Annotated in this window: 15 protein-coding genes; 7 read left to right on the plus strand and 8 right to left on the minus strand. The window is 71.4% G+C overall.

Translation table 11 applies throughout. From position 1 onward, the window contains the following. Nucleotides 1-241: 241 nt before the first annotated feature. The 4 genes from rlmB to ispD form a co-directional block, all read right to left on the minus strand. On the minus strand, nt 242-1,267 hold the full coding sequence (gene rlmB, locus ACIPY5_RS18950) for a 23S rRNA (guanosine(2251)-2'-O)-methyltransferase RlmB (protein ID WP_400973545.1): 1,026 nt from the start codon (nt 1,265-1,267) through the stop codon (nt 242-244). Beyond that, nucleotides 1,260-2,672, minus strand: coding sequence for a cysteine--tRNA ligase (cysS, locus tag ACIPY5_RS18955; protein ID WP_400973547.1), 1,413 nt, complete (start codon nt 2,670-2,672; stop codon nt 1,260-1,262). The genes rlmB and cysS overlap by 8 nt, the downstream gene beginning before the upstream one ends. Nucleotides 2,673-2,771: 99 nt before the next feature. Further along, entirely contained in the window at nt 2,772-3,749 is a 978-nt protein-coding gene (locus ACIPY5_RS18960; RefSeq protein WP_400973550.1) for a zinc-binding dehydrogenase, read from the minus strand. Between the two features lie 113 nt (nt 3,750-3,862). After that, complete coding sequence (gene ispD / locus ACIPY5_RS18965) at nt 3,863-5,056, minus strand: 2-C-methyl-D-erythritol 4-phosphate cytidylyltransferase (RefSeq protein WP_400973552.1); 1,194 nt, start codon at nt 5,054-5,056, stop codon at nt 3,863-3,865. A gap of 98 nt (nt 5,057-5,154) precedes the next feature. Here ispD and ACIPY5_RS18970 point away from each other — a divergent pair, with 98 nt between their 5' ends. The 4 genes from ACIPY5_RS18970 to ACIPY5_RS18985 all read left to right on the plus strand — a co-directional run bounded on the left by ACIPY5_RS18970 (nt 5,155) and on the right by ACIPY5_RS18985 (nt 8,333). Then, entirely contained in the window at nt 5,155-5,496 is a 342-nt protein-coding gene (locus tag ACIPY5_RS18970; RefSeq protein WP_045273464.1) for a PadR family transcriptional regulator, read from the plus strand. Nucleotides 5,497-5,500: 4 nt separating this feature from the next. After that, nucleotides 5,501-6,394 carry a permease prefix domain 1-containing protein gene (locus ACIPY5_RS18975; RefSeq protein WP_400973555.1) on the plus strand — a complete coding sequence of 298 codons (894 nt, stop codon included), beginning with the start codon at nt 5,501-5,503 and terminating at the stop codon, nt 6,392-6,394. Between the two features lie 95 nt (nt 6,395-6,489). Then, nucleotides 6,490-7,518, plus strand: coding sequence for an ABC transporter ATP-binding protein (locus tag ACIPY5_RS18980; RefSeq protein ID WP_400973558.1), 1,029 nt, complete (start codon nt 6,490-6,492; stop codon nt 7,516-7,518). Beyond that, nucleotides 7,515-8,333 carry an ABC transporter permease gene (locus tag ACIPY5_RS18985; RefSeq protein ID WP_400973561.1) on the plus strand — a complete coding sequence of 273 codons (819 nt, stop codon included), beginning with the start codon at nt 7,515-7,517 and terminating at the stop codon, nt 8,331-8,333. Before ACIPY5_RS18980 ends, ACIPY5_RS18985 begins: the two co-directional genes overlap by 4 nt. 65 nt (nt 8,334-8,398) lie before the next feature. On the opposite strand, the gene ACIPY5_RS18990 is transcribed toward ACIPY5_RS18985, so the two are convergent. Continuing rightward, on the minus strand, nt 8,399-8,881 hold the full coding sequence (locus ACIPY5_RS18990; protein WP_045273462.1) for a CarD family transcriptional regulator: 483 nt from the start codon (nt 8,879-8,881) through the stop codon (nt 8,399-8,401). 167 nt (nt 8,882-9,048) lie between these two features. On the opposite strand from ACIPY5_RS18990, the gene ACIPY5_RS18995 reads away from it, so the two are divergent. Continuing rightward, nucleotides 9,049-9,594: a DNA modification methylase gene (locus ACIPY5_RS18995; protein WP_400973565.1), complete on the plus strand. Its 546-nt coding sequence runs from the start codon at nt 9,049-9,051 to the stop codon at nt 9,592-9,594. An 86-nt stretch (nt 9,595-9,680) separates the two neighbouring features. Here the strand turns inward: ACIPY5_RS18995 and ACIPY5_RS19000 are convergent, their stop codons facing one another. Together ACIPY5_RS19000 and ACIPY5_RS19005 are read right to left on the minus strand one after the other, a co-directional pair. Then, nucleotides 9,681-10,364, minus strand: a complete 684-nt coding sequence (locus ACIPY5_RS19000) for a response regulator transcription factor (protein ID WP_045273460.1) — start codon at nt 10,362-10,364, stop codon at nt 9,681-9,683. Continuing rightward, nucleotides 10,361-11,623: a sensor histidine kinase gene (locus ACIPY5_RS19005; protein ID WP_400973568.1), complete on the minus strand. Its 1,263-nt coding sequence runs from the start codon at nt 11,621-11,623 to the stop codon at nt 10,361-10,363. Before ACIPY5_RS19005 ends, ACIPY5_RS19000 begins: the two co-directional genes overlap by 4 nt. A gap of 229 nt (nt 11,624-11,852) precedes the next feature. On the opposite strand from ACIPY5_RS19005, the gene phoU reads away from it, so the two are divergent. Next, a complete protein-coding gene (gene phoU / locus ACIPY5_RS19010; RefSeq protein ID WP_309337721.1) occupies nt 11,853-12,563 on the plus strand; it encodes a phosphate signaling complex protein PhoU in 711 nt (236 codons plus the stop codon). 157 nt (nt 12,564-12,720) lie between these two features. Here the strand turns inward: phoU and ACIPY5_RS19015 are convergent, their stop codons facing one another. After that, nucleotides 12,721-13,464 (minus strand): phosphoglyceromutase, encoded by a 744-nt coding sequence (locus ACIPY5_RS19015; protein WP_309337724.1) that lies wholly within the window; start codon nt 13,462-13,464, stop codon nt 12,721-12,723. A gap of 147 nt (nt 13,465-13,611) precedes the next feature. Between ACIPY5_RS19015 and ACIPY5_RS19020 the strand changes: the two genes are divergently transcribed. Next, nucleotides 13,612-14,577, plus strand: a complete 966-nt coding sequence (locus ACIPY5_RS19020) for an intradiol ring-cleavage dioxygenase (RefSeq protein ID WP_400973572.1) — start codon at nt 13,612-13,614, stop codon at nt 14,575-14,577. The last annotated feature ends 106 nt before the right edge of the window (nt 14,578-14,683 follow it).

Raw genomic sequence — 14,683 nt, forward strand, 5'->3', positions numbered from 1 at the left:
CGCGTCCCGGCTGTTTCTGCACCGGGTACGGGAGGTGCAAGGATCCGCGGCCGCGTGCTATTCCGCATCGATCGGATCCTGCACGGATGTGCACGCGGGGTCAACGCGATGCGCTCTGGGTCATGCGCCGCACGGCACGCCGAAGCACCGCGCAGGCGCGCCCCATGCGGAAGCGCGCGCCCTTGCCGGACGGAGCGCCCGACGTCCGTACGGCCTCGCGGCGCCGAACGGTGCGCCGAGATCAGCCCTTCGCGGCCCGGACGGTCGATACCTGGTACAGCGCGACCGAAGCCGCGATCCCCGCGTTGAGCGACTCGGTGGCCGCCGAGATCGGGATCGAGACGATCTGGTCGCAGGTCTCGGTGACGAGGCGCGAGAGCCCCTTGCCCTCGGATCCGACGACGATCACGACGGGTCGGTCCGCGAGCTCGATCGCCGGCAGCGAGACGTCGCCGCCGCCGTCGAGACCCAGCACGAACACGCCCTGCTTCTTGAACTCCTTGAGCATGGACGTGAGGTTCGCGGCGAGCGCGACCGGGATGCGGGCGGCGGCTCCTGCGCTGGTCTTCCACGCGGCGGAGTTCACGCTCGCCGAGCGGCGCTGCGGGAGGATCACGCCGTGCCCGCCGAACGCGGCCGTCGAGCGGATGATCGCGCCCAGGTTGCGGGGGTCGGTGATCCCGTCCAGCGCCACGAACAGCGGGGTCTGGCCGCGATCGATGACCTCCTCGAGCAGGTCCTGCGGGTGCGCGTACTCGTAGGGCGGCACCTTGAGTGCGACGCCCTGGTGCACGCCGTCGAAGCCGGCCATGCGGTCCAGCTCCTGACGGGTGACCTCGAGCACGGGGATCTCGCGGTGCCGGGCGATCGCGAGCATCTCCTTGACGCGGTCGTCCATCTCCACGCGCTGCGCGATGTACATCGTGGTCGCGGGGATCTTGGTGCGCAGAGCCTCGAGCACCGAGTTGCGCCCGGTGACGGTCTCGGTGTCGTTCGAGGCCGACGACGAGGAGACGCGCCGGTTCGGGTTGGATCCGCCCTGCGGCTTCTGCCCCGCGCCCGATCGCGCCCCGGGACGGCCCTTGCCGCCCGCGGCGGCGTAGCGCTCCTGCGCCGCCTTGCGCTTGCCGGCGACGTGCCAGGCGCGGTCCTCGGCCTTGGGGGTATTGCCGCGGCCCTCGAGGGCCTTCCGGCCGTTGCCGCCGGTGCCCTTGGTGGCGCCCTTCTTCTTGCTGTTGCCCGCTCCGGGCCTGCTCGGCTTAGCCATCGATGCTCCAATGAGTTCCGTCTGGAGTGTCCTCCAGGGTGATGCCCGCCGCACCGATCGCATCGCGGATGCGGTCGGCGGCGGGCCAGTCCTTGTCGGCGCGGGCCTGCGCGCGCTGGGCGATCATCGCCTGCACGAGCGCATCCAGCGCGGTGGTGGTCTTCGCGTCGGCTCCGGACGCCCGCCACTCGGGCGCGAACGGATCGATGCCGAGCGCGCCCGTCATCGCCCGGACCGCGCTCAGCGCCGCACGCACGGCGTCGGCGTCGCCCCGGTCCAGGGCGGCGTTGCCCGCGCGCACGGTCTCGTGCAGCACGGCGAGCGCCTGCGGCACGCCGAGGTCGTCGTCCATCGCGGAGACGAAGGCGTCGGGAAGGGATCCCATCGCCATCCCGCCGTGGCCGCCGACGGTCCGCTGCGCGCGCTCCAGGAACGTGCGGATCCGGCCCAGCGCCGCCTCGGCCTCGCTCCAGGACGAGTCGGAGAGGTCGAGGCTCGAGCGGTAGTGCGCCGCGGCGAGCGCGTAGCGCACCACGAGCGGATCGTGCCGGCCGAGCACGTCGGCGGCGAGGGTGAAGTTGCCGAGCGACTTCGACATCTTCTGCCCGTCCACGGTCACGAGCCCGTTGTGCACCCAGTACCGTGCGAACGCGTCGCCGGCGGCGGTCGACTGCGCCAGCTCGTTCTCGTGGTGGGGGAAGCGCAGGTCGAGTCCGCCGCCGTGGATGTCGAACTCGGCGCCGAGGTAGCGCCGCGCCATGGCCGAGCACTCGATGTGCCAGCCGGGACGGCCGGCGCCCCACGGGGACGCCCACGTCGCGTCGGCCGGCTCTCCGGGCTTCGCGCCCTTCCAGAGCGCGAAGTCCTGCGGGTTGCGCTTGCCGCGCGGATCCGCGTCCTCCGCGGCCTCCATCGCGTCGACGGACTGGTGGGTGAGCTCGCCGTAGGCGGCCCAGCTGCGCACGTCGAAGTACACGTCGCCCGATCCGTCGGCCGCGGCGTATGCGTGCCCGCGCTCGATGAGGCGCTCCACGAGCTCCTGCATCTGCGGGATCGAGGCCGTCGCCCGGGGCTCGTAGGTGGGGGGCTGGATCCCGACCGCGGCATAGGCCGCCGAGAACTCCTGCTCCATGCGGTACGCGAGTCCCCACCACGGCTCGGCATCGGTCGCGTTCGCGAGCACCTTGTCGTCGATGTCGGTGACGTTGCGGACGAACGTGACGCGTCCATAGCGCAGCTGCAGCCAGCGCCGCAGCAGGTCGAAGCTCAGCGCCGCACGCACATGCCCGATGTGGGGGCCGGACTGCACGGTGGGTCCGCACACGTACATCGTCACGTTCGAGGGGTCGAGCGGAACGAAGTCGCGCAGTTCCTGCGCGCGCGTGTCATGGAGGCGGATCGTCACCGCTCAAGCCTACCGGGGCGCCCCTGCGAGACCGCGGCGGGTTTCCGGGGGCGACCGCGCGGACGGTTCGCGCGATCGCGCCGGGGGATCCGCCCGCGATCAGGGACGCAGCAGGATCTTGCCCTCGCGCCCGGCGCGGAGGTTGTCCTCCGACGCCTCGGCGATCCGCTCGAACGGGAGCACCGCGGAGACCGGAAGGGTGAGCACGCCCTCGCGGATGCGCTGGAGCAGCTCGCCGAAGAGCGCCCCCCGCTGGTCCGCCGGCATCGCCGCAGCGACCTTGGAGCCCCAGAAGCCGCGCACGGTCAGCTGCTTGAAGATCACGTCGCCCGAGGAGATGCGCATGGTCGGCGACGCCATCGCACCGAACACGACGAGCAGGCCGCCCTCGCCGAGCATCGCGGCGACCTGACCGCTCGCGTCGCCGCCCACGGAGTCGATCCCGGCGCGGATGGGAGCGCCGCCGGTGAGGGCGCGCACCCGGTCCTGCCAGTCCTCCGCGTCGGTCGCGACGACGTTCTGCACGCCCTGCGCCTCGAGCTCGGCGATCCCCTCCGCGCGACGCACGAGGCTGACCACGTGCGCGCCGCGGGCGGCGCCGAGCTGGGCGACCATGCGCCCGACGGCGCCGTTGGCCGCGTTCTGGATCATCCAGTCGCCCGCCGCGAGTCCCAGCGAGTCCAGCACGCTGATCGCGCTGAACGGCATGGATCCGAGCTGCGCGGCCTGCTCGTCCGGGATGTCGTCGGGCACGGGGATGAGCCCCGCGGCGGAGGCCAGCACGAACTCCGACCAGGCCCCGAAGGCGCCGCCGACGGTGACGCGACGGCCGAGGAGCGCCGCGTCGACGCCCTCGCCGACCGCGTCGACCACACCGACCGCCTCGGTGCCGGAGCGGGCCGGCAGCTCGGGCTTGTAGCCGTAGAGCCCGCGCACGGTCAGCAGATCGTGATTGTGCACGGTGGCCAGCAGCACGCGCAGGCGCACCTGCCCCGGTCCGGGCTCGGGCGACGGCACGTCCTGCACGGTCAGGACTTCGGCGGGATCCCCGAAGGAGGAGTGGACGAGTGCGCGCATGACGATGACCTCTCTACGACGTCTGCTGGATGCGGCGGGTGGCCGCGGCATCCAGCGTAAGCACGTGCGCGAGGGACCGGATCCGAATCCGGAGGATCCCTACGGTTATCGATTCAGCTCTGGGCGATCGGATGCACGAGAGCCACAGCCGTGACCGCGATGCCCTCGCCGCGCCCCGGGAAGCCGAGCCCGTCCGTCGTGGTGGCGGAGACCGCGACGGAAGCCCCGCCGAGCGCCGCCGAGAGCGCCCGCTCGGCCTCGGCGCGACGCGCGCTGAACCGCGGGCGGTTGCCCTGGAACTGCACGGAGACGTTGCCGATCGCGAACCCCGCCTCGGCGAGGATCTCGGCGGTGCGGGCGAGGAAGACGTCGCCGTGCGCGCCCGCGTACTCCGGGTGCGCCGTGCCGAAGTGCTGTCCGATGTCGCCGAGCCCTGCCGCCCCCAGCAGCGCATCCACGATCGCGTGCGCGACGGCGTCGCCGTCGGAGTGCCCTTCGAGCGCGGGCTCCCCCGGCCAGTCCAGGCCGGCGAGACGCAGGGTGCCGCCCGCGGCGAAGGCGTGCACGTCGGTGCCGATGCCGATCCGGGGGACCACGGGTCCCCCGGCCGAGAACCGGGCCGAGGACGAGAGGATCATGCGGGCGCGCTCCAGGTCGTGCGGGGTGGTGATCTTGAAGGCCTCTTCGGAGCCGAGGACGTGACGCACCACCCCACCGGCGGCGGCGAAGAGGGCCGCGTCGTCGGTGTACTCGACACCCTGCTCCGCGGCCTGCGCGTACGCGGCCAGGAGCTCCGCCCGGGGGAAGCCTTGCGGCGTCTGCGCGGCGGCGAGCTCGGCACGGTCCACGGGTGAGACCACATTCTCGCCGCGCACGCGCTTGAGCGTGTCGACGACGGGCAGCGCGGGGATCACGCCGATGCCCGGCCCGACCGCGATCGCGACCGCGGTGAACTGCGCGGGCGGGGTGAGCGCGCGGGCGGCATCGTGCACGAGCACGACCTCGACGCCGTCGGCGAGCGCGGCGAGCCCCGCGGCCACGGAGCGCTGACGGGTGTCGCCTCCGGCGACGATCCGCACGGGGCGGTCGCCCGCCATGGCCGCGACCTCGGCCTCACGCCCTGCGGGCACGACGAGGACCACCTGGGAGGGCGCCGCGGCGAGGACGCCATCGAGCGCGTGCTCCAGGATCGTGCGGGCGCCGAGCGGCACGAGGGCCTTGGGCGCCCCCGCGGCGAGCCGGGTACCGGAGCCGGCGGCCACGATGATGACGGCGGTGCGCGCGGGCGGCGCAGGGAGGTCGTTCACGCTCTCACGTTAGCGCCGGATCCTCCGCTCCCCTCCTCCGGTCCCGCTTTCGAGAAAACCTTGCGTGAATGAGTACTTGATCTGATACAGTACTTGACATGAACGATGACGCCTTCTCCGCGGACCTCCTGCGCGGGCACACCGACACGATCGTGCTCGGCATGCTCCGCGGCGGCGACCGCTACGGCTTCGAGATCTACAAGACCATCCGGGACGCCACCGGAGGGGATCACGAGATCAAGGAGGCCACCCTCTACGCGACCTATCGCCGTCTCGAGAAGGACGGCCTGGTCGAGTCCTACTGGGGCGACGAGACGCAGGGCGGCCGTCGCAAGTACTACCGGATCACCGACGCGGGTCGCGCGGTGTACCGACGCAACGTCGCGGCCTGGGTCGCCACCCGCCGCGTGATCGACACGCTTCTGGACGCGAAGGACTGAGCACATGAACACCGACATCCACCGCCTCCTGGACGAGGCCTTCGCCGGGATCGAGATGACCCCGGCCGCACAGGATCTGAAGGAGGAGATCCGCGCGAACCTCGCGGCGCAGGTCGATGACCTGGTCGCCGGGGGCGCCTCCCCCGCCGAAGCCGCGCAGCGGGCGATCGCCGAGCTCGGCGACGTGCGCGCGCTGCTCGAGGACGAGCCCTCCGCCGGCTCCGCGCACGCGCCAGGATGGGAGGCGCTCACGGCCCGCAACCGGGTGCGTCCGAAGCCCGGATTCGTGGTGCGGACGGTGCTGCTGAGCCTCATCGCGACCGCCGCCCTCGTCGGCATCCTCCTCGTCGTCCTGCTCCTGCACCCGGCCGCTCCGCTGGCCGTCGCCGGACTCGGCGCGGTCGTCGCGATCGCGCTCGGCATCGTCACGGCGGACGCGCTGCTGCAGGAGACCACGACGAACCACCCGCTGCCGGCTTCCCGTGCGGTCGGCTTCGGGCTGGCCACCGGCGGAACCCTGCTCGCGCTCGGTCTCGGCGGAGGCTTCGCGCTCGCCCTCGACCAGCTCTGGCTCGTGATCCTCGCCGCGGTGCTGCTGGTCGGATCCATCGCCCTGTTCTCCTACCTCGGGGCGACGCAGACCAATCGTCACAAGGCCTGGACCCGCGGCGCCATCGCGCAGATGCCGCCGAACCGCTTCGAGACGGATCCGGAGTCCGCCGCCCGTTTCGGCATCTACACGGCGGTGATCTGGTTCCTCACCCTCGCGGTGATCGTCGTGCTCGTCTTCACGGTCGGCTGGTGGTGGGCGCCGGTGGCGTTCGTCGGCGGCCTCGCCGCCATGATGCTGCTCCTCGCACGCATGCTCTTCGCACCGCGCAGCGGCGACCGCCGCTGACCGATCCGGCGGAGCCGGTCCCCTCAACACGATGAGACCGGCTCCGCCCTCCCGCACCACGCAGAGAAACCCTCAGAACGGAAGGGATGTTCGTCATGCCCGCACACCAGCGCCTCGACGGCGACGCCATCGTCGCCGAAGACCTCGTCAAGGAGTACCGCGGCCGCGGCCGCCGCCCCGCCGTCCGCGCCCTGGACGGCCTGAGCCTCGCGGTTCCGGCCGGGCGCGTCTTCGGGCTGCTCGGCCCGAACGGCGCCGGCAAGTCCACCACCACCAAGATCCTCACCACCCTGTCCCGCGCGACCTCCGGCCGCGCCCGCGTGGCCGGACACGACGTGACCGACGCCCCCGGCGACGTGCGCGCGGCGATCGGCTACGTCTCCCAGGGCACCGGAACGGATCCGAACCTCACCGCGACCGAGAACCTCGAGATCGCCGGACGCATGCGGGGCCTCGGCGGACCCGACGCCAGGGCGCGCGCCACGCGACTGCTGACCGAGTTCGGCCTCGACGACGCGACGCGACGCCCGGTGCGCACGTTCTCGGGAGGGATGCGGCGGCGCCTGGACGTGGCTGCGGCCCTCGTGCACCGCCCGCAGGTGCTCTTCCTCGACGAGCCCACCACGGGCCTCGACCCCGAGGCCCGTGCGGTCATGTGGGCCGAGATCCGCCGCCTGTCCGGCGAGGAGGCCCTCACCGTGGTGCTCACCACGCACTACATGGAGGAGGCCGACCGGCTCGCCGACGAGCTGCTGCTCGTGAACCGCGGCCGCGCCGTCGTCCAGGGCACACCCGACGAGCTCAAGGCCGCCCTGCACGGAGATGCCGTCCGCGTGACGCTCGTCGAACCGGATCCGGTCGCCGTGCGCGCCGCGGTCTCCGCCGTCCCCGGGCTGCGCGACGTGCTCGTCGAGGCGGCCGGCGTCGACGGCCTTCTGGTCGCCCGCACGGACGACGCCGCCTCGGCGGTCGGCGCGGTCATCGCCGCCCTCGACGGCGCCGGGATCCGCTACGGCCAGGTCGCGGCATCCCACCCCACCCTCGACGACGTGTACCTGCACTTCGTCGGCCACACCTTCGGCGACGCTCCCGCGGCCGCCCTCACGGAAGAAGTCGCCGCATGAGCGCGATCGCCCTCTCCCCCGCCTTCGCCGGCGCCCCCGCGCGTCCCGGCTGGTTCACGCAGACCGGTCAGGTGCTGCGACGCTGGTCGATCGTCTCGGTCCGCCAGGCCTGGGGTCCCGTCATGAGCCTCATCCAGCCGGTGATCTGGATCCTGCTGTTCGGTCAGGTGTTCCGCACGCTGGGCGCCCTTCCGCAGTTCGGCGGACACGGCTACATCGACTACCTGGTCCCCGGGATCCTGATGATGACCGTGCTGTACTCCGGCGCCTGGGCCGGCACCGGCTACATCGACGACATCGATTCCGGGGTCATGGATCAGTACCTCACCTCACCGCTGCGGCGCTCGTCGATCATCGCGGGGCAGCTCCTGCAGCAGCTCGTGATCAACGTCCTGCAGTCGCTCGTGGTGCTCGGCATCGGCTGGCTCGGCGGCGCCCGCTACCCCGGCGGCATCGGCGGAATGCTCGTCGCGCTGGGCGTCGCGACGCTGCTCGCGACGATCTTCTGCTGCGCCTCCACGGCGGTCGCGCTCACCTCCCGCAGTCAGATCGCGCTGATCAGCCTGTCGCAGCTGATCGTGCTCCCCGCGACGTTCCTGTCGACGACGATGATGCCCGCGACGGCGATGCCGGAATGGGTGCAGAACGTCTCCCGGTGGAACCCGATGACCTGGTCGGTCGAGCTCGGCCGCGGCGGCCTGACCGGAGCGTATCCGGCCGAGGGCTGGTGGCAGGCCGGTGGCCTCGTCGTGCTGGCCGTGCTGGCGTTCGCCTGGGCGCTGAGCGCGATCCGCAGCTACCAGCGCTCGATCTGACGCCCGCCCGCAGGCGCGAAGAAGGGGCGGATGCCGTGATGGCATCCGCCCCTTCTACAGGGAGATCAGGAGGCGAGGACCTCGTCGAGCAGCGCCCCGGCCTTCTCCTCGTCGGTCTTCTCCGCGAGCGCGAGCTCGGAGGTGAGGATCTGACGGGCCTTGGCGAGCATGCGCTTCTCCCCCGCGGACAGCCCGCGGTCCTGGTCGCGGCGCCACAGGTCGCGCACGACCTCGCTGACCTTGATCACATCGCCGGAGGCGAGTTTCTCGAGGTTCGCCTTGTACCGGCGCGACCAGTTGGTCGGCTCCTCGGTGAACGGGGCGCGCAGCACCTCGAACACCCGGTCCAGTCCTTCTTGGCCGATCACATCGCGAACACCGACCAGGTCGACGTTCTCCGCAGGCACCTCGATGATGAGGTCTCCCTGCGTGACGTTCAGCTTCAGGTACTTCTTGGTCTCCCCCTTGATCACACGGTCCTTGACCTCGATGATCGTCGCGGCGCCGTGGTGCGGATAGACCACGGTCTCACCAACCTCAAAAAGCATAAAGTCGTGTCCTTTCGGCAACCTCCAGGATACCACAGCGGGAATGCGCTAAGGTTTGCGCCCCCGCATCGACCGGCCGTGCTGCGCGCAGGCGGGGCGAGCCGTGCGGCGCGGGCGCGTGCCCCTAGAATGGTCCAGGATCATCACGTGAATTTTCTGGAGGACCCGTGAAATCGCGCCTTGCTGCGTCCATCGCCCTCAGCGCCCTCGTCATCGTCGGCGCCACCGGGTGCGCCGGGATCACTCCGCAGGCGACCACCATCGACTACTCGGCCTCCGACGGCGCGAACGTTCCGAAGAGCGGCCCGATCGAGGTCCGCAACGCCTTCGTCGTGGTGGACGAGTCGGGCACTCTCGGCAACCTCGTCGCAGGCCTGGTCAACACCACCTCCGACGCCCAGACGATCCACATCTCGATCGGGGACGGCCCGAGCCAGAGCGTGCGCATCGCGGGTCAGAAGTCGGTCAGCCTCGGCGGCGACGACGCGAAGCCGATGACGTTCGAGAACCTCGACACGAAGGCCGGCGCCACCATCGACGTCTACTTCCAGTCGGGCGACGCCGAGGGCATCAAGTACGCGATCCCCGTGCTCGACGGCACCCTGCCCTACTACTCGAAGCTGGTTCCGACCCCGCAGCCGAGCCCGACCACGAAGCCGGTCGCCCCGGCCGTCGAGGTCACCCCGACGCCCAGCGAGACCCCGGTCGGCTGAGCCCCGTTCTCTGCAGAGAGCCCCCGGATCCGCGAGGATCCGGGGGCTCTTCTCGTCGGCGGCGGGTTCCGCCGCCGACGAGAGGCTCAGCCCTCGAAGCGGTAGCCGAGACCGCGCACGGTGACGAGCATCACCGGCTCGGACGGGTTCTGCTCGATGCGCGAGCGGATCCGCTTGATGTGCACGTCCAGGGTCTTGGTGTCGCCGAAGTAGTCGCTGCCCCAGACCCGGTCGATCAGCTGGCCGCGGGTGAGGACCCGGCCCGAGTTGCGCATGAGCACCTCGAGCAGCTCGAACTCCTTGAGGGGCATGTTGATCACCTCTCCGTCGACGGCGACGGTGTGCCGATCGAGGTCGACCGTGACGCGACCGCCCTCGAGGATCCGCTCGTCGACGTCCTCCTCGGCCTGCACGACCCGTCGCAGCACGGCGCGCATCCGGGCGAGCAGCTCGCGCGACGAGTACGGCTTGGTGATGTAGTCGTCGGCGCCGAGCTCGAGACCCACGACGATGTCCACCTCGGAGTCCTTGGCGGTGAGCATGATGATCGGCACGGCCGAGCCGGTGCGGATCTGACGGCACACCTCGGTACCGGGCATCCCCGGCAGCATCAGGTCGAGCAGGACGATGTCCGCCCCGCTCTCGCGGAACAGCGCGAGTGCGGTCGGACCGTCCTCGGCGATCTCGACCTCGTAGCCCTCGCGGCGCAACAGGTACGCGAGCGGGTCGGCGAGGTCGGGTTCGTCTTCGACGAGGAGGATGCGGGTCATACGAGTTCTCCGGTATCGGTGCGGATCGGGTCCGTGGTCGTGGCGGGAGAGGCGGCGAGGCGTGCGGCCTTGCGCGCCTGGCGCTTCTTCTTTTCCTTCTTGGGCTTCTTGCGCTTGCCGCCGTCGTCCTCGACGTCGGGCGCCGCGATCTGGGGCAGGCGCATGGTGAAGGTGGAACCGCGGCCGGGGCGCGACCACAGCCGCACCTCGCCGCCATGCCGCTGGGTGGCGTGCTTCACGATCGACAGCCCGAGACCGGTGCCGCCGGTGCGCCTCGAACGCGCCTCGTCGGCGCGGTAGAACCGCTCGAAGATGCGGTCGCGGTCGGCCTCGTCGATGCCGATCCCCTGATCCGAGACGGAGATCTCGATCACGCCGTCGTCGACTCGCACGCCGACGCCCACGCGGGATCCGCGCGGCGAGTACACGATCGCGTTGGCGATCAGGTTGCCGACGGCCTCGATCAGGATCTGCGCGTCGCCCTGCACCCACGCACCGCGGTCGCCGCCGCGGGTGAGCTCGACGCCGGCGGAGGCGGCCTGCACCGCGTGCGCCTCGACGCTCGTCGCGATCACCTCGTCGATCGCGACGGGGCCGAAGGCGCCGAGCCCGTCGGAGGACTGCAGCCGGGAGAGGCTCATGATGCGCCCGGTGAGCTGGCCGAGCCGCCCCGCCTCCGCCTGGATCCTGGTGGCGAACGCGCGCACCTGGGCGGGATCCTCCGCGGCCGACTCGATCGCCTCAGCCAGCAGGCTCACCGCTCCGACCGGGGTCTTCAGCTCATGGCTCGTGTTGGCGACGAAGTCGGTGCGCATCTGCTCGAGGCGCTCCTGCTCCGTGACGTCGCGGATGATGAGCAGGCTCAGCCGAGGGCCGATGCGGCTCGCCCGCGCCGCGACCAGACGCGGGTCGAGATTGCGGCCGCCGCGCGTCAGCCGCAGCGTGCTCGTCTGGGATCCGCCCTCGCGCACGGAGCGCACGAGCTGGCTCAGCTCCGGGTTCTCCAGGGCGGCGCCGACCCCGATGCCGAAGCGGGCGGCGGCCGTGCTGGCGGCCGTGACGAGCCCCGAGGGATCCACCGCGCAGGCGGCGTCGTCCATGGCGGCCAGGACATCGGTGAGGCCGTCCGGGAGCTCGCTGGACGCCTGCTGCTCTGCGGCGGTCCGCGCTCGCATCGCGGCCACGATCATCGCGGCGATGCCTGCGCCGATCGCGATCCCCAGCCCGAGGGCGAGGAGGGCGAGCAGAGTGCTGTCCATGGCTCCAGCGTAGAGGTCGTTCACCCCCCGGATCCGCGCGTTCCCGCCTCTCGCACCCTCTGGCGCGCTAGTGTTCACGAGGACGGCACCAATCGTTAACCTTCGCCGAAGAGAATCGCCACGTGCGTGTCACGACCCGTGACAGGCACCGTCCCGTGCCCGCTCTGCGGGCCGCCGTGCGACTCAGACCATCCGGTGCCCCGGGTCACAGAACGAAAGGTGCGCAGCCATGCGCGAAGTCTTCCACCAGTCCCTCGAGGATCTGCAGTCGCAGCTCGTCGAGATCGCCGACCTCGTGGCCGTGTCGATCGAGAAGGCCACCCGCTCGTTCGCGACCAGCGATGTCGCCCTGGCCGAAGAGGTCATCGCCGACGACGCCCGCATCGACGAGCTCGCGGTCGCGCTCGACGAGCAGGCCATCGAGATCCTCGCCCGCCAGCAGCCGGTCGCCCGCGACCTGCGCATCGTCGTCACCGCGCTGCGCGTGAGCGCATCGCTCGAGCGCATGGGCGACATGTCGGAGCACATCGCCCAGCTCGCGCGCCTGCGCTTCCCCGAGCGCGCCATCCCGAAGGGCCTCAAGGGCACCTTCACCCGGATGGGCGAGCTGGACGTGGAGATCGCACGCACGCTCGCCGAGCTGCTCCGCACGCAGGACCTGCGCTTCGCGGACACCATCCGCAACGCCGACGACGACGTGGACGAGCTGCACGCCAGCGTCTTCGAGAAGGTGCTCAGCGACAACTGGAAGGGCGAGGCCGGTGCGACGGTCGACGCCACCCTGGCCAGCCGGTACCACGAGCGCTTCGCCGACCACGCGGTCGCCGTCGCGAAGAAGGTCGTCTACCTGGCGACCGGCGACTGGGCCGTCGACGAGGAGGACATCGCCCTCGCGGTCGAGGCGCAGCACGAGGCGGAGTCCGGATCCGGCCACGCCTGACCCCTCACGTCGAAGATCCGCCCCGCCGTCCGGTTCGGGGCGGATCTTCTCGTTTCGGGGCGCACCACGACACGGATTCCCGGCAGGACGCGCCCCGAAACGACGGATCCCGCCCCGAACCGGAGAACCGGTCGGGACGGGATCGACGTCTGCGGGGTTACTTCTTGCCCTGGTTCGCCACGGCGGCGGCGCCGGCGGCGGCGGCCTCCGGGTCGAGGTAGCGGCCGGGACCCGTGGGGACGTTGTCCTCGTCCAGCTCGTAGACCAGCGGGATGCCGGTGGGGATGTTCAGCTCGGCGATGTCGTCGTCGCTGATGCCCTCGAGGTGCTTCACGAGGCCGCGCAGCGAGTTGCCGTGCGCCGTCACGAGCACGGTCTTGCCGGCTTCGAGGTCGGGCACGATCGCCGAGGACCAGTACGGCAGCAGCCGGTCGATGACGAGCTTGAGCGACTCCGTGCGGGGGACCTCGCCGTCGATGCCGGCGTAGCGCGGGTCGTTCACCTGGCTGTACTCGCTCGCGTCGTCGAGCGGAGGCGGCGGCACGTCGAACGAGCGACGCCACAGCTGGAACTGCTCGGGGCCGAACTCCTCGAGCGTCTGCGCCTTGTCCTTGCCCTGCAGGGCGCCGTAGTGCCGCTCGTTGAGCCGCCACGAGCGGGTCACGGGGATCCACAGCCGGTCGGCGGCGTCGAGCGCGATGTTCGCGGTCTGGATCGCGCGGCTGAGCAGCGAGGTGTGCAGCACGTCGGGCAGTATTCCCGACTCGGCCAGCAGCTCCCCGCCGCGGCGGGCCTCGTTCTTGCCCTGCTCGGTCAGGCGGACGTCCACCCAGCCGGTGAACAGGTTCAGTTCGTTCCATTCGCTCTGCCCATGACGGAGCAGGATGAGGGTGCGCGTCATGCTCCCAGCCTACGGCGTGCGCCGTGCCGCTCCGAAGCCGGGGGTCCTCGCATGACGGAGATCGCTTAGGCGACGCATAGCAGCCGCACAGGCCGGGATCCGGTGGCCCCGGGAGGATCCTTCTGACAGCCACGAGAGGATCCGGACATGAGTACCTTCCCCGACCCGACCCGCACGCCTGAGGGCCCCGCCTACGAGGGCCGCCTGCTCGACCGCCCGGACGAGGAGGTCGTGGATCAGGGCGCGCCGTTCGACATCCGCACACTCATGTCGCGTCGCATGGTGCTGAGCCTCGTCGGGCTCGGCGCGGGCGGAGCGGTGCTGGCCGCGTGCGCGCCGATCGCGTCGAGCGCCGCGTCGACGGCGACCTCGACCCCGCTCCCCACCGTGACCAGCACGCCCGCCCCCTCCTCGTCGTCCACCGCGACCACGGCGGTGCCGGCCGCGGAGATCCCCGACGAGACGGCCGGCCCCTACCCCGGCGACGGCTCGAACGGCCCGGACGCGCTGACCGACTCCGGCATCGTGCGGCAGGACATCCGCTCGTCGATCGGCGGCGGCACCACGGCGGCCGGGGTACCGCTGACGTTCTCCCTGAACGTCCTCGACATGGCGAACGGGGATGCGCCGTTCGCGGGCGTCGCGGTCTACGCCTGGCACTGCAACGCCGCGGGCGGCTATTCGATGTACTCCTCCGGCATCCAGGACGAGACCTATCTGCGCGGGGTGCAGGTCGCCGACGCCGACGGGCGGGTGTCGTTCACCTCGATCTTCCCCGGCTGCTACTCCGGCCGGTGGCCGCACATCCACTTCGAGGTGTATCCGAACGCGACCGCCATCACGGACGCCGCCAACGCGATCGCGACCTCGCAGATCGCCCTGCCGCAGTCCGCGTGCGAGGCCGTGTACTCGACGGGAGGCTACGACGGCTCGACCCAGAACCTCGCGCAGATCTCGCTCTCCTCCGACAACGTGTTCGGCGACGACGGAGGGGCGCTGCAGATCGCCGCGATGACCGGCGACGCCGCCAGCGGCTACACGGCGACGCTCACGGTGCGCGTGGACACCAGGACCGCACCGACCGGCGGATCGATGGGCGCCGGCCCGCGCTGACCGTCGCGGGCCTAGGTGTACTGACCTCGACCGTTGTTGATTCGGTCGATGGGGGTTTGGCCTCCGATGCCGAGGTGGGCTCTGTCCAGGTTGTAGTGGTCGAGCC

The sequence above is a fragment of the Microbacterium sp. NPDC089698 genome (genome assembly GCF_044749045.1).
Taxonomy (GTDB): domain Bacteria; phylum Actinomycetota; class Actinomycetes; order Actinomycetales; family Microbacteriaceae; genus Microbacterium.

Coding starts and splice junctions, on each gene's coding strand:
- rlmB (WP_400973545.1), bottom strand. CDS start 1,267: ATGGCTAAGCCGAGCAGGCCCGGAGCGGGCAACAGCAAGAAGAAGGGC.
- ACIPY5_RS18960 (WP_400973550.1), bottom strand. CDS start 3,749: ATGCGCGCACTCGTCCACTCCTCCTTCGGGGATCCCGCCGAAGTCCTG.
- ACIPY5_RS18970 (WP_045273464.1), top strand. CDS start 5,155: ATGAACGATGACGCCTTCTCCGCGGACCTCCTGCGCGGGCACACCGAC.
- ACIPY5_RS18975 (WP_400973555.1), top strand. CDS start 5,501: ATGAACACCGACATCCACCGCCTCCTGGACGAGGCCTTCGCCGGGATC.
- ACIPY5_RS18980 (WP_400973558.1), top strand. CDS start 6,490: ATGCCCGCACACCAGCGCCTCGACGGCGACGCCATCGTCGCCGAAGAC.
- ACIPY5_RS18985 (WP_400973561.1), top strand. CDS start 7,515: ATGAGCGCGATCGCCCTCTCCCCCGCCTTCGCCGGCGCCCCCGCGCGT.
- ACIPY5_RS18990 (WP_045273462.1), bottom strand. CDS start 8,881: ATGCTTTTTGAGGTTGGTGAGACCGTGGTCTATCCGCACCACGGCGCC.
- ACIPY5_RS19000 (WP_045273460.1), bottom strand. CDS start 10,364: ATGACCCGCATCCTCCTCGTCGAAGACGAACCCGACCTCGCCGACCCG.
- ACIPY5_RS19005 (WP_400973568.1), bottom strand. CDS start 11,623: ATGGACAGCACTCTGCTCGCCCTCCTCGCCCTCGGGCTGGGGATCGCG.
- phoU (WP_309337721.1), top strand. CDS start 11,853: ATGCGCGAAGTCTTCCACCAGTCCCTCGAGGATCTGCAGTCGCAGCTC.
- ACIPY5_RS19015 (WP_309337724.1), bottom strand. CDS start 13,464: ATGACGCGCACCCTCATCCTGCTCCGTCATGGGCAGAGCGAATGGAAC.
- ACIPY5_RS19020 (WP_400973572.1), top strand. CDS start 13,612: ATGAGTACCTTCCCCGACCCGACCCGCACGCCTGAGGGCCCCGCCTAC.